Annotated in this window: 18 protein-coding genes and 1 pseudogene; 13 read left to right on the top strand and 6 right to left on the bottom strand. The window is 49.1% G+C overall.

All coding sequences use genetic code 11. The annotated features are described in order from the left end of the window. The first annotated feature begins 1 nt into the window (after window position 1). The 6 genes from ACUN27_RS34150 (at window position 2) to ACUN27_RS34125 (ending at window position 8,401) form a co-directional block, all read left to right on the top strand. Window positions 2–1,696, top strand: coding sequence for a cache domain-containing sensor histidine kinase (locus ACUN27_RS34150; RefSeq protein ID WP_445560697.1), 1,695 nt, complete (start codon window positions 2–4; stop codon window positions 1,694–1,696). Window positions 1,697–1,708: 12 nt separating this feature from the next. Then, on the top strand, window positions 1,709–2,695 hold the full coding sequence (locus ACUN27_RS34145) for a substrate-binding domain-containing protein (protein ID WP_445560390.1): 987 nt from the start codon (window positions 1,709–1,711) through the stop codon (window positions 2,693–2,695). A gap of 112 nt (window positions 2,696–2,807) precedes the next feature. Further along, entirely contained in the window at window positions 2,808–3,890 is a 1,083-nt protein-coding gene (locus tag ACUN27_RS34140; protein WP_315956034.1) for a galactose ABC transporter substrate-binding protein, read from the top strand. A gap of 137 nt (window positions 3,891–4,027) precedes the next feature. Beyond that, complete coding sequence (locus ACUN27_RS34135) at window positions 4,028–5,545, top strand: sugar ABC transporter ATP-binding protein (protein WP_157325961.1); 1,518 nt, start codon at window positions 4,028–4,030, stop codon at window positions 5,543–5,545. Between the two features lie 18 nt (window positions 5,546–5,563). Next, on the top strand, window positions 5,564–6,595 hold the full coding sequence (gene mglC / locus ACUN27_RS34130) for a galactose/methyl galactoside ABC transporter permease MglC (protein WP_315956033.1): 1,032 nt from the start codon (window positions 5,564–5,566) through the stop codon (window positions 6,593–6,595). Between the two features lie 96 nt (window positions 6,596–6,691). After that, the gene (locus tag ACUN27_RS34125; protein ID WP_315956032.1) at window positions 6,692–8,401 is read left to right on the top strand and encodes a methyl-accepting chemotaxis protein; all 1,710 of its coding nucleotides are present in this window, start codon (window positions 6,692–6,694) and stop codon (window positions 8,399–8,401) included. Window positions 8,402–8,723: 322 nt separating this feature from the next. Here the strand turns inward: ACUN27_RS34125 and ACUN27_RS34120 are convergent, their stop codons facing one another. Both ACUN27_RS34120 and ACUN27_RS34115 read right to left on the bottom strand, forming a co-directional pair. Beyond that, entirely contained in the window at window positions 8,724–9,188 is a 465-nt protein-coding gene (locus ACUN27_RS34120) for a RidA family protein (RefSeq protein WP_445560389.1), read from the bottom strand. 70 nt (window positions 9,189–9,258) lie between these two features. Next, window positions 9,259–10,416, bottom strand: a complete 1,158-nt coding sequence (locus ACUN27_RS34115; RefSeq protein ID WP_445560388.1) for an alanine racemase — start codon at window positions 10,414–10,416, stop codon at window positions 9,259–9,261. Window positions 10,417–10,695: 279 nt separating this feature from the next. Between ACUN27_RS34115 and ACUN27_RS34110 the strand changes: the two genes are divergently transcribed. The 6 genes from ACUN27_RS34110 (at window position 10,696) to ACUN27_RS34085 (ending at window position 18,488) form a co-directional block, all read left to right on the top strand. Next, window positions 10,696–12,492 carry a cache domain-containing sensor histidine kinase gene (locus ACUN27_RS34110; protein ID WP_326061332.1) on the top strand — a complete coding sequence of 599 codons (1,797 nt, stop codon included), beginning with the start codon at window positions 10,696–10,698 and terminating at the stop codon, window positions 12,490–12,492. After that, window positions 12,489–14,048 carry a response regulator transcription factor gene (locus ACUN27_RS34105; RefSeq protein ID WP_445560387.1) on the top strand — a complete coding sequence of 520 codons (1,560 nt, stop codon included), beginning with the start codon at window positions 12,489–12,491 and terminating at the stop codon, window positions 14,046–14,048. The genes ACUN27_RS34110 and ACUN27_RS34105 overlap by 4 nt, the downstream gene beginning before the upstream one ends. A 129-nt stretch (window positions 14,049–14,177) precedes the next feature. Continuing rightward, window positions 14,178–15,527, top strand: a complete 1,350-nt coding sequence (locus ACUN27_RS34100) for an extracellular solute-binding protein (protein ID WP_315956028.1) — start codon at window positions 14,178–14,180, stop codon at window positions 15,525–15,527. Between the two features lie 77 nt (window positions 15,528–15,604). After that, window positions 15,605–16,480, top strand: coding sequence for a carbohydrate ABC transporter permease (locus tag ACUN27_RS34095; RefSeq protein WP_127458203.1), 876 nt, complete (start codon window positions 15,605–15,607; stop codon window positions 16,478–16,480). A 42-nt stretch (window positions 16,481–16,522) separates the two neighbouring features. Further along, on the top strand, window positions 16,523–17,395 hold the full coding sequence (locus ACUN27_RS34090) for a carbohydrate ABC transporter permease (RefSeq protein ID WP_445560386.1): 873 nt from the start codon (window positions 16,523–16,525) through the stop codon (window positions 17,393–17,395). 28 nt (window positions 17,396–17,423) lie between these two features. Beyond that, a complete protein-coding gene (locus tag ACUN27_RS34085) occupies window positions 17,424–18,488 on the top strand; it encodes a Gfo/Idh/MocA family protein (protein ID WP_445560385.1) in 1,065 nt (354 codons plus the stop codon). A gap of 284 nt (window positions 18,489–18,772) precedes the next feature. On the opposite strand, the gene ACUN27_RS34080 is transcribed toward ACUN27_RS34085, so the two are convergent. The 3 genes from ACUN27_RS34080 to ACUN27_RS34070 form a co-directional block, all read right to left on the bottom strand. Continuing rightward, window positions 18,773–19,615, bottom strand: a complete 843-nt coding sequence (locus ACUN27_RS34080) for an SDR family oxidoreductase (protein ID WP_315956053.1) — start codon at window positions 19,613–19,615, stop codon at window positions 18,773–18,775. A 96-nt stretch (window positions 19,616–19,711) separates the two neighbouring features. Next, a complete protein-coding gene (locus ACUN27_RS34075; RefSeq protein WP_445560384.1) occupies window positions 19,712–21,328 on the bottom strand; it encodes a long-chain fatty acid--CoA ligase in 1,617 nt (538 codons plus the stop codon). Window positions 21,329–21,467: 139 nt separating this feature from the next. Then, window positions 21,468–22,265, bottom strand: coding sequence for a Cof-type HAD-IIB family hydrolase (locus tag ACUN27_RS34070; RefSeq protein ID WP_326061338.1), 798 nt, complete (start codon window positions 22,263–22,265; stop codon window positions 21,468–21,470). 121 nt (window positions 22,266–22,386) lie between these two features. On the opposite strand from ACUN27_RS34070, the gene ACUN27_RS34065 reads away from it, so the two are divergent. Next, a complete protein-coding gene (locus ACUN27_RS34065; RefSeq protein WP_445560383.1) occupies window positions 22,387–23,088 on the top strand; it encodes a DNA alkylation repair protein in 702 nt (233 codons plus the stop codon). A gap of 30 nt (window positions 23,089–23,118) precedes the next feature. On the opposite strand, the pseudogene ACUN27_RS34060 reads toward ACUN27_RS34065, so the two are convergent. Then, a pseudogene (locus tag ACUN27_RS34060) lies at window positions 23,119–23,712 on the bottom strand (rhamnogalacturonan endolyase family protein); the annotation flags it as partial. Window positions 23,713–23,929: the final 217 nt, after the last annotated feature.

Raw genomic sequence — 23,929 nt, 5'->3', positions numbered from 1 at the left:
GATGTCTTTTATTTTCATCACAGTGACCGTTATGCTGATCATTTCACTGGTGCTATACAATAAGTTCTCCAAGACCGCGGAGGAAAGTGCCTTTTTAAATACACAGCAGATTGTAGAACAGGTCCAGTTTAACTTGGAAAATTATATAAAAGGCATGGCGGACACGTTCGAGGTGGTCGATGCCAAGATTGCCAAAAGCCGCGGCATCCCCTCCGACAAGCTGACGGAACAGTTGGAAACGATCGCAAGCACCCGCGAGGATATTGTCTCCATTAATTTATTTGCTGCGGATGGCGAGCTGATTACGGGGCTCCAGAATGCTGGCATGCGCAAAAATACGAGACTGATTGAACAGTCCTGGTTTAAGTCCGCTTTGGACAATCCGAACCATCTTTCCTTTTCGCTGCCGCATATTCAGAACCTATTCAAAGAACCATACCGGTGGGTTGTTTCGATGAGTAAAGGAGTCTCCATTGAACATGGCGGGAAGTGGGAGGATGCGGTGCTTCTGGTGGACGTGAATTTTAAAACGCTGGATGACGTGTTCCGTACGGTTTCCTTAGGCAAAAAAGGTTACGTGTACATCATTGACGATTCGGCCGGCAACATTGTGTACCATCCTCAGCAGCAGCTTATTTATATTGGCTTAAAGTATGAGAATGTAGAGCAGGCGCTTAAGTTCTCCTACGGCAAGTATATGGATGTCAGCGAGGGGGAGCCCCGGCTTAATGTCGTTAGGACCGTTAATAATATCGGTTGGAAAATTATCGGGGTCTCGTATATGGATGAAATGATCACGACTCGCAAGGAAATCAGCACGTTTATGATTTGGCTGTTGGTCATTGTTCTTATTTTTATTTTGCTCATCTCCTCCTTCATGTCAGCGCGCATTTCCAAGCCGATCAAACGGCTTAAGAAATCAATGGAAATGGTTGAGAAGGGGCATTTTGACACGTACATACATGTTCGTGGCGCAGATGAAGTGGAGCAGCTTTCACGAAGGTTCAATCTCATGGTTTCCAGGGTGCGCGAGCTGATGGATCAAAATATTCATGAGCAAGAGATCAAGAGAAAGAACGAGCTTGAGGTGCTGCAGTCGCAGATTAATCCGCATTTTTTGTATAATACGCTCAATTCCGTGGTTCGGATGGTCGGGAACGGGAAAAACGAAGAGGTTGTCACGACGATTACCTCCTTGTCCAAGTTTTTTCGGATTTCGCTCAGCAAAGGGAAGAATATCATTACGATTGCAGATGAGATCGAGCATATTCGGAACTATTTAATCATCCAAAAGATGAGGTATAAGGACAAGTTCGATTATGACATTGAAGTGGATGAAGAAGTGCTGCCTTATAAAACGCTAAAGTTAATTTTGCAGCCGTTTGTAGAAAATTCGCTTTATCATGGCATCGAGTATATGGTGGACGAAGGTCATATTCACATATCAGCCAGAAAAATTGGAGATAAAATACAGCTCCAGGTTCAGGACAACGGTGTAGGGATGTCGGAAGAAACACTTAAGAACATTATGATTGGTTCGGTGAAAAGCGATAAGGGCTCAGGTGTTGGTCTGCGTAATGTGCATGAGCGGATTCAGCTGTATTTTGGCGTGGATTATGGCGTTAAGGTGGAAAGCGAGCTTGAAGAAGGAACAGTCGTGAAAATCTGGATTCCAGCCATATTGGAAGATGAATAGGGAGGATCAGCGATGGATAAAACAATGAAACTTGGCCCCCTCGTATTCGCCATATTGGCCGCTGCGTTCTCCATGTCCTCCTGTATGCGCAATACGGAGACGGAAACTGCACCCACCGAGAAGAAGAAGCATTTGGAAGTAGTGCTTAGAAGCCAGAACGGGGATTATTGGAAAACGGTTAAAATGGGAGCGGAAGTCGCCGCGAAGGAATTTAATGTGACTTTGGATTTCAGGGCGCCGGACGATGAAGGGGATGTTAAGGGGCAGATCGCCTTAATGGAGCAATCCGTTAATAGCGGTCCTGACGCCATTGTGCTCGCAGCTAACGACTATAAGGAATTGTCGGGAGTTGTAGACGATGCCGAGGGGCGAGGCATTCCTGTTGTCGCGATCGACTCGGAAGTGGAGTCCCGCAAAGCAAGAAGCTTCATAGGCGCCAACAATTACGAAGCCGGGCAAATGGCAGGCCAGCAATTAGTCAAGCTTGCCGGACCCAAAGGAAATATCGCGATTGTCAGCTTTAAACAAGGAGAGCGCAATACGGAGCTTCGGGAGCAAGGGCTCTTGGATGAAATATCGAAATATCCGACCATAAAGGTCATCGCCAAGGTATACAGTATGACCGACCGGGGGACGGCGGATCAGCTTACACAAGGCATCATTGAGAAGTATCCGCATTTGGACGGGATTGTTGCCCTGAATGAAATCTCCTCCATTGGCGTTGCCGACGCGATTCAGCGAATGAATCTGCAAGATAAAGTGAAAATCATCACATTTGACAGCACATCGGAAGAGTTGGAGCTATTGCAGGAAGGCGTCATCCAAGCGACGATCATTCAAAATCCGTTCAGCATCGGCTATTTAGGCGTCAAAAATGCGGTTGAAGCCTCGCGTGGGAAGAAGATTCCGAGCCGTGTAGATACAGGGATTAAGGCCATCGACCTTAACAATATGTTTTGGTCGGATAATCAAAAATTGCTATTTCCGTTTATAAAGTGATGAGAATTTCGATAGAAGATATGAGGATATTGCATTTGTTTCGTAGTCCGCATGCCGTATATTTAGAAATGTAAATAAACAAACAAAACAACCTTTTAGGGAGGGTCTTACCTTGAAAAAATTGATTACCCTTGCAGTAGCGAGTGCTTTGGTTGCAACCGTAACAGGATGTGGCGCTAAAACAGAAAAACCTGCAGCATCTCAAGCTCCGGCAGCAAGCGCTGGCGCAGCGGCAACAGCAGCTCCTGCTAAAACAGACGGCAAAAAACCAACAATCGGTGTAGCTATTTATAAATTTGACGATACATTCATGTCCGGTGTTCGCGCGGCGATCGCTGATGCAGCGAAAGACAAAGCAACTGTGGATATCGTAGACAGCCAAAACTCACAACCAACACAAAATGATAAAGTTGACCTTTTCATCACGAAAAAAGTAAACGCTCTTGCGATCAACGCGGTTGACCGTACAGCAGCAGGCGTTATCATCGATAAAGCAAAAACAGCTAACGTACCGGTTGTCTTCTTGAACCGTGAGCCCCTGGCTGACGATATGAAGAAATGGGATAAAGTTTACTACGTAGGCGCGAAAGCTGAGCAATCCGGAACAATGGAAGGCCAATTGCTTGTTGACTACTTCAAAGCTCACCCGGAAGCGGACAAAAACAAAGACGGCAAAATTCAATACGTTATGCTGAAAGGCGAACCAGGACACCAAGATGCTGAGCTTCGCACGAAGTTCTCCATCCAAGCGATCACAGATGCTGGTCTTGGCGTAGAGAAAGTAGCAGAAGATACAGCGATGTGGGATCGTGTAAAAGGTCAAGAAAAAATGGCAGCTTTCCTAGCTTCCAGTGAAAACAAAATTGAAGCTGTTCTTGCGAACAACGACGATATGGCTCTTGGGGCTATCGAAGCTTTGAAAGCAAAAGGTTACTTCAAAGACAATAAATTCTTGCCGGTTGTAGGCGTTGACGCTACGGCTCCTGCGCTTCAAGCACTTAGCGATGGCACATTGCTCGGAACTGTTCTGAACGATGCGAAAAACCAAGGTGCTGCAACAACGAACGTAGCAACTGCTCTTGCTAACGGTCAAACACCAAGCAAGGAAACGACTGGCTACGATGTAACAGACGGTAAATATGTTTGGATTTCCTACAAAAAGATTACTAAAGCGAACATGAACGAAGCGAAGTAATCCGAATAGAAGCGGGCAAGAGCAGTTATCCGCTCTTGCCTTCTTATTTGGAAACCCGTGCAAAGAGACAGAGAAACAGGATTAGAACAATGGCTTCACTTTGTGGGGATTATCGTGAGCTGGTAGGGGGAGTTACCATGACATTACATGAGTATTTACTGGAAATGAATCAAATCTCCAAAGAGTTCCCCGGCGTCAAGGCGCTGGATAACGTTACCCTGAAAGTTCGCCCAGGAAGCGTGCATGCTTTGATGGGAGAAAACGGGGCTGGTAAATCGACGTTGATGAAATGCTTATTCGGCATCTACAAGCCGGATGGCGGAGAGATCAAACTGAACGGCGAGACCGTGTCCATCCTTAATTCCAAGGATGCGTTAGCAAACGGCATTTCCATGATTCATCAAGAGCTGCACCCGGTTCCTCATCGCAACGTGATGGAGAACATTTGGTTGGGCCGCTTCCCGGAAAAAGGGATCGGGCCATTGAAATTAGTGGATCACAAGAAGATGCGCAGAGATACAGAAAAGTTGTTTGAACAGCTCCAAATGGATATTAAACCGGACACACTCGTTGGCACCTTGTCGGTTTCAAAAGTGCAGTCCATTGAAATTGCCAAAGCCGTTTCTTTCAATTCGAAAGTCATTGTTATGGATGAGCCGACTTCGTCATTAACAGGAAATGAAGTTGAACAGCTATTTCGCATCATTCGCGACCTGAAAAGTCGTGGCGTCTCGATCATCTATATTTCACATAAAATGGAAGAAATTCTTGAAATCTCGGATGAAGTAACGATTATGCGTGACGGAACTAAGATTGGGACGTGGCCATCTTCAGAGCTGACAACCGATATGATCATCTCGAAAATGGTTGGACGTGATCTCAAAGAGCGTTTCCCTGAACGAAGCAATGTACCGAATGGTGTATTAATGAGTGTTGAGGGACTGACTTCGGTCATTCCAAGATCTTTTAAAAATGTTTCTTTCGACCTTCGAAAGGGAGAAATTCTTGGCGTGGGCGGTTTGGTTGGCGCACAGCGGACGGAACTGATGGAAGCTTTGTTTGGACTACGCGGTGTTGCATCCGGCCAAATTTCGATTCATGGCAAGCAAGTAAAGCTGAAATCGCCGATCGATGCCATTAAGCACAAAATCGCGCTGCTTACGGAAGAGCGCCGCGTGACAGGGATTTTCCCGGTGTTGTCCGTGCTTGAGAATACGGTCATTGCGAATTTAGGCCGATACATGAACCCACTCGGATTCATTCAAGAGGCGAAACGGAAAGTCGAAGTAGAGAAAAGCATTGAGATGCTTCGGGTGAAAACGCCGAACATGCATGCGTTGATCAAAAACCTTTCTGGTGGTAACCAGCAAAAGGTGCTCTTGGCCAGATGGCTGCTTACAGAGCCGGACGTGCTCCTGCTGGATGAGCCGACACGCGGAATTGACGTAGGAGCGAAGTTTGAGATTTATTCCATCATTGCTGACCTTGCGAAGCAGGGGAAAAGTATTATCATGATCTCTTCTGAAATGCCCGAGCTGCTGGGGATGTCAGACCGAATCATGGTCATGTGTGAAGGACGCCTTACGGGGATCGTAGAAGGAAATAAAGCAACAGAAGAAGAGATCATGCGCCTTGCTGCACAGCATATGGCATAAATGGGGGGCCAAGAAACCATGAGTACAAAAACAGAAACATTAAAATCTAGAGACATTAGTGGGTTCGTGACCAAATACGCAATCTACATCGTATTGGTCGTGCTCGTTATTGGGATCGCAATTTATGATCCGCGCTTTTTATCCGTTAGTATTCTACGTGACATTTTGCTGCAGTCATCCACACGTGTCATTATTGCTTTGGGTGCTGCGTTCATCTTGATCACGGGAGGCACCGACTTATCGACTGGACGGATTGTCGGTTTGACGGCCGTTATCTCGGCATCCATGCTGCAAACGCAGGATTATGGCCGCAGATTTTTCCCGGATCTACCGCACTTGCCACTGCTTGTTCCAATTATCATTGCGATTGTAGCTGGTCTTTTGGTTGGTCTTATTAATGGAATTATCGTCGCTAAATTGAAGGTTCCACCTTTCATCGCAACACTAGGAACGATGGTTGCCGTATACGGTGCCAACTCCTTATACTTCGATATGAAACCGAATCAGTCCCAGCCTATCGGTGGCTTGAGACCCGATTTTAGTAAACTAGGAACAGGTTCTATTGGCTCTGATGCCACGTACTCATTACCTTATATTGTTATTATTGCTATCGCTGTAGCGATTATCGTTTGGATCGTGTTCAACAAAACCAAGCTGGGTAAATACATGTACGCAATCGGCGGCAACATTCATGCTGCAGTTGTTTCGGGGATTAACGTTAACCGTTACCTGATTTACATTTACTCCATCGCGGGTGCTTTGTACGGATTGGCTGGGGTGCTGGAAGCGGCAAGAACCGGCGGTGCAACGAACAACTACGGAAACATGTACGAGCTTGATGCGATTGCAGCTTGCGTAGTCGGCGGCGTATCGACATCCGGTGGTATCGGAACGGTTCCCGGCGTACTTGCAGGGGTATTGATTTTCAGCGTAATCAACTACGGTTTGACGTTTATCGGAATCAGCCCTTACTGGCAGCTAATCATTAAAGGTGTTATCATCGTGGCTGCGGTAGCGTTCGATATGCGCAAATACATGAACTCTAAATAAGAAAGCAAAAGGATAGCAGGCTGTCGCGTAAAGGGGCAGCCTGTTATTTTACGAAGACAATTGAAAGCGGTTGCTACATAAAAAGGGGGCCCATGTATGCAGGAAAAAAAGAGGTTTTCAATTTCTTTGAGAGGCAAAATTGTAGGGACCTTCGTTATTGTTTCATTACTTGTTGCCGTGACTAGCAGCTTGTCCTACACCTATTTGAATAAAGTGGATCGTTCTTATTCTAAGCTTTTGAACGATCATGTAACGATTCTTCAGCATGTTGCAGAGATTAAAGAGAAGACGCAACTACAGAACAGCCTGCTGCTAGGTTATGTGCTTAATCCGACGAAAGAGAAAGAGAAGTTTTTAACGGACACGAATGCAGGGCTATCTGATATTATTGGACAAATGAATGAGTTTGCCAAAAATGAGGACGAGCAGGGCGCGATCCAGTCCATGGCGGATTCTAACCAAACGTTTATGCGTCTAGTTAATAAAGTGGCGGAATATGCGGATAAAGGGAATGTCGATTTGGCCAAAGCTGAAGCGATGCAGTGGGCGATTCCCACGACAGAAACGTTAACGCAGTCTGCAGCGAAGATCGAAGAGTTGGAAAAAGCCGTTCAGGAAGTGGACACGGCACGCAATCATGACGTCGTGCAATCGACTGTGCGAACGTTGATTTGGGTTAGTGTAGCTGCATTCTTATTTGCGCTGGCGATTGGCCTCTTATTATCGCGGACGATTGTGAATCCAATACGTTCTATGGTGAGAGCTGCAGAAAGGATTGCGGACTGCGATTTATCGACCGGCAGCATCTACGTGAGCAATAGAGACGAATTAAGGGATTTGGCTATGGCCTTTAATGGGATGAAAGCTAATCTTCACAGTTTAATCAGTCAGGTGGGGAGCAGTGCTCAGCATGTAGCCGCTGCTTCTGATGCGCTGAGCAATAATGCGGAGCAGGTTAGTGAGTCTTCGGAGCGGATTACTTATACGATTCAAGAGATTTCGACGGGGACGGATGCGCAGGTACGAAGTGTGCAGCAAGGCGTTTCCATCATGGAAGAAATGTCGGCAGCGGTTATTCAAATCGTGGGCGTCACACAATCGGCCAACCAGCAGTCTTTACTAGCATTGGAGGCCGCTGGCGCAGGTAACACAGCCGTTGAGACGGCGATTACCCAAATGCAAGCTATCTCTCAGAAGATGAAGGTGCTTGTTGAATCTGTTCAGCGACTTGGGGAGCGTTCTGAGCAAATCGTGCAGGCGAACGCGATTATTGCCGGTATTGCGAGACAAACCAACATGCTCGCACTGAATGCTTCCATTGAAGCTGCGCGAGCAGGGGCAGCTGGCAAAGGCTTTGCGGTCGTCGCCGACGAAGTCCGCAAACTGGCTCTTCAGACGGGAGCGGCGGCTGAAGAAGTTACTCAGCTTGTTTCGAGTATACAAGAAGAAACAAGCGTGGTTATGAACTCCACCCAGGCGGGAAGCCAAGAGGTGGAGACGGGTCTTGAGGTTGTCGGCGTAGCACAGGCAACGTTCCTGCGCATCAGCGATGCGATGGACGATGTCGCTCGCCAGATTGCGGAAGTGGCCGCCAGCTCGGCCGCTATCTCCACGAAAACGAGCGCAGCCGTTGACGTGATTCGCGGTATTGACGAAGTCGCGGGACAGACCGCTTCCGGTGCGCGCAACGTCTCCTCCAATATCGAGGGACAGTATGCGAGTATGGAGGAGATTGTCTCCTCGGCCTCCGTGCTGAGCAGCATGGCCGGGGACTTGCAGGGCTTGATTGCTCGATTCCGTGTATGAGAGCAGCGGAATAGGCCTGAGGGTATTTCCTCAGGCCTGTTTTTGTTTTTGTGTTTGTTACACGGCGTGTAGAGTGGAATAGATGGAATTAATGCCGTTAATCTGTACCGTTTCTGCCGGGTGGGGGAAATAGCTGGGCAAATTCCATCTAAATCACTGGGTGCAGTGTAGAGACTGTTAGATATGGCAAAATTAGCGCCAGAAATTCCACTTGAGTGGAAAAAAGTGGGCCAAACGCGGAAAATAGATGGAGCATTCGGCATTAACCTTAACGGCGGATTTTCTAGTCGCCTATTTGCGCTCACCTGGCTGGTCTATCTGTTTAATCCCGCACTTCAACGATCAGCTCGATCTCCACCGGTGTGTGAAACGGCAGATCGCTTGTGCCGATGGCGGAGCGGGCATGCTTGCCCTTTTCGCCGAACACAGCGACTAATAAATCGGACGCGCCGTTGATGACATAAGGCTGTTCTCCAAAACCCGGTGCGCTGTTGACGAAAGCGAGCATCTTCACGATTTTAACGACTCGGTCCAAATCACCGAGATATCCCTTCATTACCGCTAGGCAGTTAATGATGGTTTGGCGTGCTGCCGCTTGTCCTTGCTCAATCGTCACTTCACGGCCAAGCTTGCCCTCATACATCAATTCTCCGTTAATTCGGCAGTCTTGACCGGACAAATAGATGAGATTCCCAGTTTGATTGCAAGGAATGTATGTAAACCGCGGTTCAGGGGATGGAGGGAGCGTAATCCCTAGTTCTTGCAGGCGTTGTTCAATGTTCGACATGCGATTGACCTCCTGTTTCTATGTGTTTCTGTTTTACGGGTCGGTGGTTTAACTTGACGCGAGGCAGAACTTATTCCAGCATTCCTCGAGCAAGTACAAGTGTACGTGTGTAAGTATTCCCACGCTGCATCACCACATGATTGTGCAAGTTGACGGTGCTGCAAATATGATTTGGAATAATGCGCAGCTTATCGCCTATTTGCAGGTTGGCTGCTTGGGCTAGCGGCCCTAGCTCAATCATGCCATGTTCCTCTGTTAAGCGGGCAAGCGTCGCATCCGCAAGCCCCAGGATGTGCCCGAAGCCCTTCAGCTGCAGGGGCTCAGTGCCCGGCTGAATGTCGGTGGCGAAGGTTTTGCTGCCGCCGTCGACGATCGCGAGGTCAGCCGAGGGACGGCTGACGACGGTGACGAGCACGCTGCCCGCGCAGTCTTCCAAGCTGCAGACACCTAGCCGTGCCTGCATCCTGTCGTGGAACACGTAGGTGCCCGGGCGCACCTCGGTCACGCCTTCAACTGCCGCGGCGTAGGCAGCGGTTGGCGTTGAGCCCACGCTGACATCCGTGATCGCGATGCCCTGTGTTCTGAGGTGCTCGGCGAGCTGCGCCATCAACGTGCCTTCTTCCTTGCCGGCTGCGGCAACGTCAAGCGTCGGCTTGCCGGCAAGCAGGGAGCCGCGGAAGGTGTAGATGCCGCTCAGCCGCAAGTGCGGCATGCCGGTAATTTCAGCCGCTAGAGCAGCTGCTTGTTCGTACATGACGCCAGTGCGGCGCAGGCCTGTGTCGATTTCCAGCCGAACTTGCAAGGAGTGCCCATGGCGGCTGGCGATGTGCTCCAATTGCTGAGCGCCTGCCAAGCTATCCACACCAACAATGAGCTCGATCTGCTCGCTCAGACGAATGGCGCGTTCGATCTTGCTGGCGGTCACAAGCGGGTAGGCGACAAAAATACTGCGAATGCCATGCGCAGCCATGACTTCTGCTTCCGCTATTTTCGCCACCGTGATGCCGACAGCGCCTGCTTCAATCTGCTTCAGCGCGATAGCGGGGATCTTATGCGTCTTCGCATGAGGACGCAGGTTCACTTGATGGATGCGGGCCATATCAGCCATGGCCTCAATGTTGCGATCCATCCGAACAGCATCGATGAGGAGACTCGGGGTCTCTAATGTTTCAAAACCTTCTATTTTTTCCAACGCTTCCAATGCCTTCATTGTTTCCAATGATTCCATCAAACATCACGCCCTTTCGCTGCACTTTTACTTTCATCCAAGTAGCTGTAGAGGGTATACTTTGAAATATTCAGATAGGCGCAAATCGTTTCGCAACCTTTTTGGTCTACGTCGAGCCAGGTTTGTGCCAATTCGTTCGTTTTGCTTTCTCGTCTTGAGCAAAATGGTAACATAAATTTTTCTAATATCAAACAAAAAGTTTGGTTACCTAAAGAAAAGTATGATTTCCAAACACTGCACATGCTACTATGTAAAAGTAAAAAGGAAGGGGGATCGCCCATGAGACGCTGGTTTGCCAAGTCCCTGAAACGCAAACTGTCATTAATCATTTTACTTGCAGTCGTATTACCGCTGCTTTCTATGGGGATCGTTTCCTATCGCATTGCGACTTCAGTGACGGAAGATAAAGCGAAGCAGGCCGGCATGAACACCCTGAAACAAATAACGGACAAGCTGGATTTCGTTATTCAAGACGTAGAGAATATGTCGATTTTTCTTATTGGCCAAAAAGATATTCAAACCTACTTAAGCAACACAGAAGGGGATGTAAACAGTTATTCGCTAATCGTCGGAACCTTATGGAACTTATCCTATTCCAAAAAATACATTTCCAACATTACGATCACCCCGAAAAACGGCAATCCGGTACTATATACAACGACGATTACGAATTCGGGACTCAATCCGCTTTTACAACAGTATGAATCCGTTTACAAATCCACTTCCAAATGGTGGTCGCCGCTTTATGTGAACCAAACAACGGACGGCCCCAAGAGGGTGATTACCCTCGTCAGACCGATTCGGGATGTCAGCACGTTCCGGACGATCGGAACGCTCGCTTTTTCGCTCGATCAAGCGGAGATTGAGCATTATTTGACGGATGCCGGTTGGGAAAGCAGCGGTTTTGTCATGCTGACAGACCAATACAATCAAATTATTGCTGGAGGCGAACCAGGCTGGTTGGCTCGGAAGGTCGGAGATGTGTTTCCGAACTTAGACAAGCTGGGGGAAACCAATGGTGTGCTTAACGTGCCGAGAGGGGAATTGCCGCACACGGTTTTGTATAACTCAATGCCTCGTTTAGGCTGGAAACTAGTCGGGTTCATTCCGACAGAAATCTACCAAAAACAAAATGGTTACGTGCTTACCGTTACCGCGGTGACGATTGTTATTGCGCTCATGCTTGCAATGGGATTAGTGCTTTATTTCTTGCAATGGGTGACTAAGCCGCTAACCAAGTTGACCAAATCGTTGAAAGATTTGAACCCCGATGAGGCGATCCCGACCTATGAGGTGAAAAGCGCCGACGAAGTCGGGCTGCTGGTCCACAGCTACAATAAGCTGAGCGAGCGGATCGGCAGACTGAAGGATCAAGTGCAGCAAAATGAAGCGAAGAAGAAGGAAGCGGACATTATGGCCCTTCAGGCGCAGATTAATCCGCATTTTTTGTACAATACCCTCTCTTCGATCCACTGGATTGCCCTTATGAACAAGGATCGTCAAATTGCAGAGATGATTGGAGCGCTTAGTGATTTCTTGCGTTTTAGCCTAAATAAAGGCGAAGAGTTCTGCTCGGTTCAGCAGGAAATTTCACATGCCCAGAATTATGCCTATATCCAGGCCATGCGGTTTCCGGATCAGTTCGAGATAGAGTTTTTTATTGTTCCGGAAATGCTGCAAAAGACGATGCTGAAGCTGCTGCTGCAGCCGTTGATTGAGAACAGTCTCATTCATGGTATTCAGAAAAAGAAAGCCAAAGGCCATGTCTACGTCCATGGGGAACTGCGCGATAATCAGATGAAATTTGTCGTGGAAGATACGGGAATCGGCATGGACGAAGCGAAGCTGCGCGACATTCACGGACAGCTGGTTGCGGCTAACCAACAATTGGGAATGCTAACCGAAGTTGCGAAAGAAGCGAAGCTGCCGGTGACCTCTTATGGACTTATTAATGTGCACAGACGATTGCTGCTGCATTATGGCCTTGGGTCAGGCCTTGTTGTGGAAAGTACGTTAGGTATGGGAACTCGGATATCATTTTCAATTCCGCTTGGGACGGGGGAGCTGGCGACATGAGAATTTTGATTGTAGACGATGAAGTGATAATAAGAACCGGTCTTTGTACCGTGATCGATTGGAAAGAGCTCGGGCTTGAGTTGCTGCCCGCAGCATCTTCGGGGGAAGAAGCGTTAGAGCGGATTGCGGAAGAAAAGCCTCACATCGTGCTGACGGATATCCGTATGCCGGGGATCGATGGGATCGAGCTTGCCCGTGAAGTGAAAGCGCTGCTTCCGGACACGGAGATCGTCATCCTGACGGGGTATGATGATTTCTCCTATGCCCAACAAGCGCTCCGTGAAGGGGTGACCGATTATTTGCTGAAGACAAGCCGCCCGGAAGAGATTATTAAAGCTGCGCTGAAAGCGAAGCAGAACGTGATGGATAAATGGGAAACGATGAAGCAGGAGAATCTCCAGCAAGCGGCGCTGCGCAACCAGTTGTTAGACCGAGCGTTAAAGCGGGGCTTGCACGATGATGCGGAAGCAAGAGAACAGCTGCGTGTCTGGTTCCACAGAAACGGCGTAGACGTTCATCCGGAATCCGGGGCGGCCTCGGCGATGCAAGTGATGCTCGTTTCCGTATCGGGATGGGAAGCGGGGCTTACGGAGCTGCTGCAAGGCGCAGCGCAGAATATCCTCTTCGAGCTGCTTCCGTGTGTGACGCTGATGAACAAGGAGCATTTGCTGCTTGTTGTCCGATATGAAGAAGGCGGCACGGATCAAGCAGGGCTGAAGAGTGCGCTGAAGCGGGTAACCGAAACGTTGAAATGCACGGCATTTGCAGCGCTTGGAACCGTTGCTCGGGATTACGAAAGCCTGAGGGATTCCTACCTGGCTGCTAAAGAGGTTTTTGCCTACCAAGGGCTGCTTGGCTCGCAGGGCCTTTATACGCTGGCGGATATTCAGGAGCGAAGCGGGGGCCGTACCGTACTTACCGAGAAGGAGGAAGTTGAACTTGCGGCCATTCTGATGAGCGGCAATGCGACTGACCTGCGGCATTGGGTGAACCAGCGGGTACGCGCGCTGATGGAAGATGCCTTTGCAACGCCGATGACGGTGCAGGGTTATCTGCAATCGATGATTATCGCAGGCCACCGCTGGCTGGAGCGGGCGAATTCATCGGAAGTTTCGCTTAGCAAACTCCCTTCCTATGAAGGGGAGGGGCGTCCGGAGGAGGAGATTTTTAAGATCCTCTCGGCGGTTATGAACCTTTTCCACCAAGGATTGGATCAGAATAAGTATGCATATGTGTACAAGTCAATCGCTTATATTCGCGACAATTTGCATCAGCCGATTTCATTGCAGCAGGTTGCGGGTTTTGTTCATATCAATCCGAATCATTTCAGCGAAGTATTTAAACGGGAGACCGGATGCACCTATATTGAATTCGTCACACAGGAGAGGATGAAGCGCGCGGTAGATCTGCTGCAAAGTACACAAACCAAAGTCAGTGATATTGCCAGAAGAGTGGGATACGAGGATATCAAGTACTTTACGCAGCAGTTTAAAAAGCATACCGGGCAAACACCGTCCGAATATCGACAGGGTTCGACTGTAGTCGACAAAATATAAAGACTGAAAAATGTCCCCCCTTGCGCCGAAGTCTCTCCCGTACCGTCTCCTACAGATGTCCCCTATACTAAAGTTGTAACAAGAGAGCTACAGATTAAGTTTTTACGAAACTTTTAGGGGGTCCAACGAATGAAGAAGTCATTTATCGTTACATTGGCGGCCACAATGTCATTAGCGCTGTTAGCTGGTTGCGGTGCGAGTGGCACAACGGATGTAGCCAAAGATAGCACAGCACCTAAGTCGACAGAAGCAGCAGCTAAACCTGGTGAGAAAGTTAAACTATCGATTTGGCACAACTATACAGGTGAAGATCTTCGCGCCAAATTGATGCGTGAATATATGGAAAAGTTCAAGAAAGACCACCCGAACGTGGAGCTGGATATTCAGGGGATTCCACCCGATGGCTACCGTCCGCGTCTTAAAACGGTTGCTGCAGCAAATGAAATGCCGGATCTATTCGTTATGTGGCCTGGTGTTATGACGAAAGAATTTGTCGGTGGTGACTTGATTCAGCCGATCAACGAGCTGCTTGATAGCAAAACCGAGTGGAAAAACGGCTTCATGCCAGGATCATTCGATGATTTCACAATCAGCGGCAAAACGTATGCTGCGCCAATGGCCTTGTCCCCAACGTCGATCCTTTACTACAACAAAGAAATCTTTAATAAATATAATGTTCAGCCGCCAAAAACTTGGGATGATCTGATGAAGCTGGTGGACACGTTCAAAAAGAACAACGTAACGCCAATCGCACTCGGTAACAAAGCGGCATGGGTAGCACAATCCAGTATTCTTAGCTCGCTGGCTGACCGCGTGACAGGAACGGAATGGTTCTTGAAAGCTGTAGATCAGAATGGAGCGAAATTCACGGATCCAGAATTCGTGCAATCGCTAACGTATCTCCAGCAGCTTGGTAAAGCAGGCGCGTTCCAAGATGGTTTCAACTCCATCGATAATACTCAAATGGAACAAATGTTTGCACAAGGTAAAGCCGCTATGATGATCGACGGCGGTTGGGCGCTTCCGAACCTGGCAGCGAATACGTCCAAAGAAGCTTTGGCTAACATGGCTGTAACGGTTCTGCCATCTGTTCCTAACGGCAAAGGGGATCCAAACTCACTTTCCGGTGTAGTAGGTACAGGTCTTGGAATGAGCAAAAAAGTTACTGGCGCACAAAAAGCAGCAGCTTATGAGTTGATCTACGCGTTGTCTGGTCCGGAAGCACAGAAAGCTATCTTGGAAAGCAATCAGCTTGTGTCCTACAAAGTAGATCTGGATACAACAAAAGTATCTTCCTTGTTCGCAGAAGTATACAAAATGATGAATACGGTTAAGAAAACTCCTGTATACGATGGCAAGCTTAGCTCCGCTAGCGCTGATGTCGTGAACAATGGTCTTCAAGAGCTCCTCATGGGCGGCAAGCCGGAGGATATCGCCAAGAAAATTCAAGACGCGCAAGCGAAAGCCGTCGGCAAATAACGTATGGCCATAGGACTCCAGCCAGGTTCGGCTGGAGCCCTTTTTTCAAAAAAGTTAGCAAGGGGGGAAGTTAAGTCATGACCGTATCCGCAAGAATCAGAGGATTCATTACTATAGGGCTTCTTCCAGCCTTAGTGCTCTATCTGTTTTTTGTCATCGTACCGATTTTCTGGTCAGCTTACTATGGCTTTTTCGACTGGAAAGGGATCGGAGCGGCCAAATTTATCGGATTAGACAACTATGTAGAAGTGTTCCAAGATCCAATTTTCTGGAAGTCGTTCAAAAACAATATGCTTATCGTTGCAGCGTCCGTGTTCGGTCAAGTGCCGATTGCTTTAATTTTAGCGCTTTTGCTTATGAAGAGTACGTTCTTCCAACGTGTCATTCGTGCTTCCGTTTTTATGCCTATGGTGCTCTCCTCGGTTGTTGTCGGGATCATCTGGGGTTACATTTATCATCCGCAAATCGGTATCTTGAACTTCTTGCTCGATGGCGTCGGCCTGGACGGCTGGAAGAAAGCTTGGCTTTCCGATCCGAAAGTATCGATGTACGCACTCATGGTGCCGATCATCTGGAATTATATTGGACCTTATATGATTATGTTTATTGCCGCTTTACAAAATATTTCACCAGAAATCGAAGATGCTGCGCAGCTTGATGGCGTGGGACCGGTTCGCAAATTGTTTGCCGTCACGCTGCCAATGATCTGGGATACCGTCAAAGTTGCTGTCGTCCTATGTATCTCGGGAAGTTTGAAGGCTTTCGACCTTATCTACGTCATGACAGGCGGGGGGCCGGCGCATTCAACAGAACTACTGGCTTCTTATATGTATAACAGCACCTTCAATGTGTATCGTTTCGGCTTCGGAAGCGCGATTTCCACAGCCATTATTATTCTTAGTTTGATTTTGATTGTAGGCAGCCAACGCTTGATGAAGCGGGATTATCGTTAGAATTAGGAAATTAGAAAGAGAGTTCTCTCAGGAGGGACATCTATGGAGCAGGTTGTATCAATGCAGACGGGTTTTCCCGCTGGAGGTAAGCGACGGAAAGTTTGGACGCGAGGCGTCGTTAATATTTTGCTTAGTTTGTACGCGCTAGTCACGTTGTACCCGCTCATTTGGTTGTTTATGAGTGCGTTGAAGTCCAATGAAGAGTTTTATTCGCGGCCCTTTTTGCTGCCACTAACTTGGAAATGGGACAACATTGTCCGGGCCTGGAAAGTTTCCGGGATGGGGCTGTCGCTTTGGAATTCTAGTGTCGTCACGATTGCTTCTCTCGTGCTGACGTTAGTGCTGGGGGCTCTGGCAGCCTTTGTATTATCGCGGTTTGAGTTCAAATTAAAGCCGTTTTTCATGGGGTTATTCCTGCTCGGGATGCTCATTCCGATTCATAGTACACTAGTTCCACTATTTATTATTATGAAAAAAGTAGGCCTTTTGAATACGTACGGCGCACTTATCCTGCCTTATGCAGCTTTTGAGCTGCCGCTTGCGATTTTCGTTGTTGCGGCTTATTTAGTCACCATTCCCAAAGAAATTGAGGAAGCCGCTTTGATCGACGGCACAGGCTATTGGGGAATTTTCTTCCGCATGATGCTGCCGCTTAGCTTACCGGCGCTCTCGACGGTTGCGATCTTAGGTTTTTTGCGGTTTTGGAATGACTTTGCGTTTGCTCTGGTGTTTATTAGCAAGCCTGCGTTGAAGACGGTTCCGCTGAGCTTGTCCGCTTTTGCTACAGGTTATATGACCGATTACGAGCTGACGATGGCCGCGCTTGCCATTGCTGTACTGCCGACAATTGTCGTGTTCCTGCTGTTCCAAGAGCAAATTATGAAGGGTATGACGGCTGGTGCTGTAAAAGGTTAATGCCATTCATCATCTTAGGGAGGACATCATGACGAAATTAAAAGTAGCGGTGATCGGTGCCGGCTCCATCTCCGATGCACATTTGACCTCATATATGGAACATCCTGAAGTAGAGCTTTACGGCATCGTTGATATGAACGAGGAGCGGGCGCGCGCGGCTGTCCAGAAATATGGTGCGAAGGTTGCTTTTACCGACTACCGCGAAATGTTGACCGACCCGCAGGTGGAGGCAGTGAGCATCTGCACATGGAACAACACGCATGGCGCTTTGAGCATCGCCGCGTTGGAGGCAGGCAAGCACGTGTTATGCGAGAAACCGCTCTGCACGACTGTCGAAGAAGCTTTGCGCGTCGAGGAAGCGGTTCGCCGCAGCGGCAAGCTGCTGATGGTCGGCTTCGTCCGCCGCTTTGGCACGAATGCGCAGGTGCTGCGCCGCTTCATTGATGCGGGCGATCTTGGCGAGGTGTACTACGCCAAGGCTTCCTACTTGCGCCGGTTAGGCAATCCCGGCGGTTGGTTCGCCGACAAGGAACGCGCCGGCGGGGGTCCGCTTTTTGACATCGGCATTCATGTCATCGACTTGTGCTGGTACTTGATGGGACGGCCGAAGGTGAAATCGGTCAGTGGGAACACCTACAAGAAGCTGGGCAATCGCTCGCACATTAAGAACTTGACCTTCTATAAGGCAGCGGATTATGATGCCTCTCAGAATACCGTGGAAGACATGGCGAACGCGCTTATCCGGTTTGAGAACGGTGCGTCGCTCATGGTCGACGTTTCATTCACCTTGCATGCAAAGATGAAGAATGAGTTCGCTGTGAAAATATTTGGCGATCGGGGCGGTGCCGAGATCGAGCCGGACTTCTGCATCGTGAGCGAGAAGCATGACACGATCATCAACGTGACGCCGCAGATCGATCATCCTTCGTTCGAGTTCATGGACGGCTTCCGCAACGAAATTGACCATTTCGTGCAAGCTTGTTTGGGGCGCCAGGAGGTGATTTCACCTGTCGGAGACGGTGTGGAATTGACCAAAATATTGTGCGCAATTTATGAGTCAAGCGAAAAGGGGATTGAAATTCAGTTCGGCTGAGCATGTCAGTTCCCGGATATCAGGTTCATTGTGGATAACTTTCAAGCCCCAGACCTTACAGGTTAGGGGCTTTTCAGTACGCTTGGAGGCAGTACATGCAAAAAGTACAGTAAATCCGCATCTGAACCAGCTATAGTAGCGGAATGATGTAAAAAGTACATCAAACTCAGTGAATCTGCTCCATTTTCGCTGGTATTGATGAAATTAACTGCACAAAATGCATGATTATCTCCGAAAATCTCGATAATCCTGGAATTTGCTGCACTATTTGCAGCAAATGTCCGCTACGATTTCCCCTTGCGCGTAATATCCGCAAGGTTAATCCACTCCTCCTCGGTCACCTCGAGCAGGTCATTGAACTGCCCGGCGCCCTGCAGCCATTCGCCGCCGTCGATCGTGACGACTTCGCCGTTGATGTACCCGGCGTAGTCCGAAATCAGATAAGCTGCGAGGTTCGCAAGCTCATCCTTTTCCCCGACCCGCCGCAGCGGCACGCGGTTCAGCAGCTTTTCCGACAGCTCGGGCGTCGGAGCCAGCCGGCTCCACGCGCCGTCGGTGGGGAACAGCCCCGGCGCGATCGCGACTTGCCGGATGCCGTGGCGCGCCCACTCGACGGCAAGCGATCGCGTCAAAGCGAGCACGCCGGCTTTGGCGGCCGCCGACGGCACAACGAAGGCCGAGCCTGTGGAGGCATAGGAGGTGACGATGTTCAGCATCGTCCCGCCGGTGCCTTGCTCGATCCATCGTTTACCCACTTCCAGCGTCGTGTAAAACGTGCCGTGAAGGACAATATTCAGCACCGCATCCACCGCGCGCGGAGATAAATTTTCAGTCGGGCTGGCAAAATTACCAGCCGCATTGTTGATGAGAACATCGATCCGGCCATAATGCTGTTCCACGGCATAGACCATCTCCGCGATTTGCTGCGGATCGCGCACATCACAGCTTTTATAGAACACATCACCATCCATCTCGGAAGCGGCCTTCGCCAATACTTCCTCACGTCGGCTAGTAATGGCAAGCCGCGCCCCCAGCTCCAGGAAACGCTCCCCCATAGCACGGCCAAGACCGGTACCCCCGCCTGTGATGAGAATGACTTTATCCTTCAATAAAGATGCATCGAACATATCCATCCTGCCCTTCATCTTGAAATTGCCGCATCGCTAATGAGCAGAAGCAGCTTCGAAATGCTCGATCTGGCTCGCCAGTTCCGCCAAAAGAATTCAGTCTCCTGTAAAATAGGTTTGATACTGTTCACGAAGCTCGCGTTTCATGAATTTTCCAACCGAGGAACGGGGGATTTCGTGTAGGAAAACCACATCATCCGGAATCCACCACTTGGCAAACTTGTCTTCGATGAACGTGAGCAGCCCCTTTTTATCCCCCGCTTGCAAAGCAGCATCTTTGAGGACGACGCAAGCGAGCGGCCGCTCATCCCACTTAGGATGTGGCACGCCGATCACACAGGCTTCATACACATTCGGGTGCTCCATCAACGCATTTTCCAAGTCGAGAGAGGAAATCCATTCTCCGCCGCTTTTGACCAAATCCTTGGCCCGATCGACCAACTTCACGAAACCTTCAGGATCAATGACCGCGATATCTCCGCTATGAAACCAGCCATCTTGGAAGCCCTCAGCAGTTCGGGCATCTTTGTAGTATTCGGTCGCTACCCATGGCCCTCGCAGCCAAATTTCACCCATCTCTTTGCCGTCCCAAGCTACCTCGCCGCGCATTCCAACGATTTTCATATCAAGTCCAGGTACCAGCAGTCCTTGCGTGGCCCGCGTGGCGTACTGTTCATCAAGCGAAGCTTCTTCTTGATAGCTCTTTAGGCGGGCGACGGTAACGACCGGACAAGTTTCCGTCATGCCGTAAGCATGATAGAACGGGACTTTCAGCCGCTGTTCGTAGCTCTCAATGAGGCTGCGCGGGGCAGCAGATCCGCCGCAGACTACGGCGCGCAAAGATGATAAATCCAGCTGCAGCGCCTCTTGCGCTTGAAGGGCAGCTGTCCAAACCGTAGGCACGCCCGCTGCGATAGTGACCTTTTCGTCCGCTATCAAGCGGAGCAGAATATCCGGCGTAGGGGCCGGTCCGGGAAGCACCTGCTTGCTGCCGAACCAGACGGAGGCGAAGGGGAGCCCCCAGGCGTTAACGTGAAACATCGGGACGATAGGCAGCACCGCATCGCGTTCCGAAAGAGCTAGCGTATCCGCCAACCCAATGGACAACGAGTGCAGGTAGATCCCGCGATGAGAGTACAAGACACCTTTGGGATTTCCCGTTGTGGCCGACGTATAGCACAACCCTGCGGGAGCGCTTTCATTTATATATTCAGGATATGTATAAAGAGGATCTCCGCTCTCTATCATGTTCTCATACCCATAGACGGGCTGTAAAGAAGTAGGTGGCAGTTCCTTTTTATCCGTCATGATGATATAGCCCTCGATGGTTGTCAGTTGATCCTGAATTTTCTCTATAATGGGCAGCAAGGTCTCATCTACGAGGAGGAAACGATCTTCCGCATGATTGAGAATGTAGGCGATATGATCGGCGGGGAGGCGAATATTAACCGTATGGAGAACCGCTTCCATGCAAGGGATGGCGAAATAGGCCTCCAAATGCCAATGATGATTCCAGGCAAAAGTAGCAATGCGATCCCCGGGCTTTACCCCTAACGCTTGCAGCGCACTGGACAATCTCTTCGAACGTCTGCCAAAATCAGCATATGTATATCGGTGAATGCCGGTACTTGTTCGTGAAACAACCTCTTTTTTTGGGAATAAACTTTGGGAGCGTTCGAAGAGTGAGCGCAGCGTTAATGGGTAATTGTCCAAATGGAACACCTCCGGGGATTGGCTATTTCTATAGTAAATATATAGGGAGGAGGGACAGGATATGTCCGAAAGTAAACCCTACGCAAATAAAAAAACCGACACCGCCACATGTTGTACATGCAGGGAATCGGTTTTACGTCTACGCATTCAAAATAAACTTCTCAATAACGTGTCTGACGCCGTCTTCGTTATTGCTTTTCGTCACATAATTCGCAAGCTCCTTAAGCTCCGGCAACGCATTGTCCATTGCGACGCCAAGACCCGCAACTTCAAGCATTTCGCGATCGTTCCACGCATCACCGAGGGCAATGACCTCATCCAGCGTACAGCCGATATGGTTAGCAAGGAAAGCGATGGCGTGGCCTTTGGTACCTTCTTTGTGCATGAATTCCAAGTAGTGCGGCTTGGATTTCGTAATGTGCATCTGGTTGCCGAGCAGAGGAAGCAGCTCCTCGCGAATTTGGTCGCAAACCTCCGGTTTGTCCACAATCAGCAGCTTAGGCTGCGGAATGTCGATCCATTGGCGCAGGTCACCGATGATATAAGGCGTTTTGGACAGGCGTACATAATTTTTAATTTTATCGTTATCCTCAGCCGCATATAGCTGATCGCCATGGTAAAGCTGAAGATGGAGATTTCTCTTTTCGCAATAATCGAGCAGGTAGCGGGCGCTCTCCACCGGGACCATACGCTCATAGAGGACTTCCTCGTCGAGGAGATTTTTGATCGAAGCGCCTTGATACGTAATGATCGGTACATTGAGCCCGATTTGGTTAGCGATTTTGGCTGCAGATGGGAAGCTTCTGCCAGTCGCAATCGTTACGGTCACACCTTGAGCGACGGCTTGATGCATCGCTTTAATCGTTTCCTCCGAAATCGTCAAATCATCACGCAAAAGCGTATCGTCCAAATCCGATGCTACTAACTTGTAAGTCATGTGTTCCTCTCCGTTCCGATAGGTAGTCTATATAAAAATTCTGCTTTAAGCATACCCGAATCAAAGCGGAATTGCTAGAATAAAGCGAGAGCTTTGCAGTTTAAAAGGAGGCGCATCAACGATGGCATCACTTTACACGGACAAGCTGGAAGCCTTGCTGAGAGCACACAGCAGCAAGGTTGATGCAGCTGCAATGTCCGCTTATATGCGCGACCAATTTCCTTTCCTCGGTATTCGCAACCCGCAGCGCGTGGCTTTGACGAAAGTATTTTGGAAGGAGCAAGGCTATCCCAAAGGGGCAGAGGGCGTGAAAGTGGCGGAGGAGCTTTGGGTATTGCCGGAGCGGGAATTCCATTACACGGCACTGCAGCTGCTCACTCAGCTTCGCAAAAATGCGGCTAAAGAGCATATTGATTTGCTCGAACACTTGGTTGTAACGAATTCCTGGTGGGACACCGTCGACCCGATTGCTGACCATTTAATTGGTGTCCACTTGCAGAAATATCCGGAACTTATCCCGGCCTATGTCGAGAAATGGCTCTCGTCAGGCAATATGTGGCTGCAGCGGACAGCGATATTGTTCCAGCTCAAGTATAAGCAGCGCACGGACGTACAGCTTCTTTTCAATTGTATTCGGCGTATGGCGGATTCGAAGGAGTTTTTTATCCGGAAGGCCATCGGCTGGGCGCTGCGTGAGTACTCGAAGACGGACGCTACGGCTGTGCAGGCTTTTGTCGATGAGACCGAGCTTTCGCCGCTTAGCGTGCGGGAAGCATTGAAGGTCATTCAGCAGAAGGCAGAGAAAGTGCGATATACTAGTTGATAACTAGGAATTGGAGGAATCCAACTGATGTCGAGTGCCATCCAGCTTATAAGCATCGACAAACACTTCACCCGTATATCCGTCCTGTGAGTTGTCTTTGGAGTTAGAGGGGTCCCATTTTAAAACAATTTCATATTGTCCATCGCCATCCAAATCGCCGACACTCGCATCATTGGCATTGTAGGTATAATTAACACCGTCTGGGGTTGTGCCGCCTGCCGGTCTTTGAAGAGGGACATCCAAATAATTATTCGCCCACGGGGTTGCAGCCGCGGATGCCGCTTGCTCGACGCCGCCTACGACCGCGCGAATCGTATAGCTTGAACTTGTTGTACCTGTGTTGTCTTGATAGTTTGTACTAGTTGAAATGGGGGAGGCGTTGAGCTTCACACCGTTGCGATATACGTTAAAAGAGGTACTGGCTGCCTCGGTACCGAGAAGTCTCCAGCTCACAAGTACACCGGTCGATACCTTAACGGCTACCAGTCCCCGGTCAAGTTTCTCCATTTGTCGGGCTGCTGCTGCGTGTGCTGTAGGCGTTTGGATGCCGAAGGATGATATAAGAAAAGAGCCTAGTGTGACGTAACAGGCTGTTTGTATTAGACGCTTCACATTTTTAAACATTTCTACAACCTCCTTGGATCGTCCGTCGAATGTTATTGCCATGTGCGGATCTGTGATGTGGGAGACTTCGTTGGTATCCTCCTTTCCAAATGTGGTTGCGCTTACATTATAAATTATACCTTGTAGAGGATCAGGATTTTAATGCAGACAATGGCTAACTTTCTATACAATACTGCTTTTTAGAAAAATGATGCCAAGTCACAGTTGCGTTATAAAA

Source organism: Paenibacillus sp. WC2504 (assembly GCF_052682475.1).
This window is presented reverse-complemented; position numbering and strand designations above follow the sequence as displayed.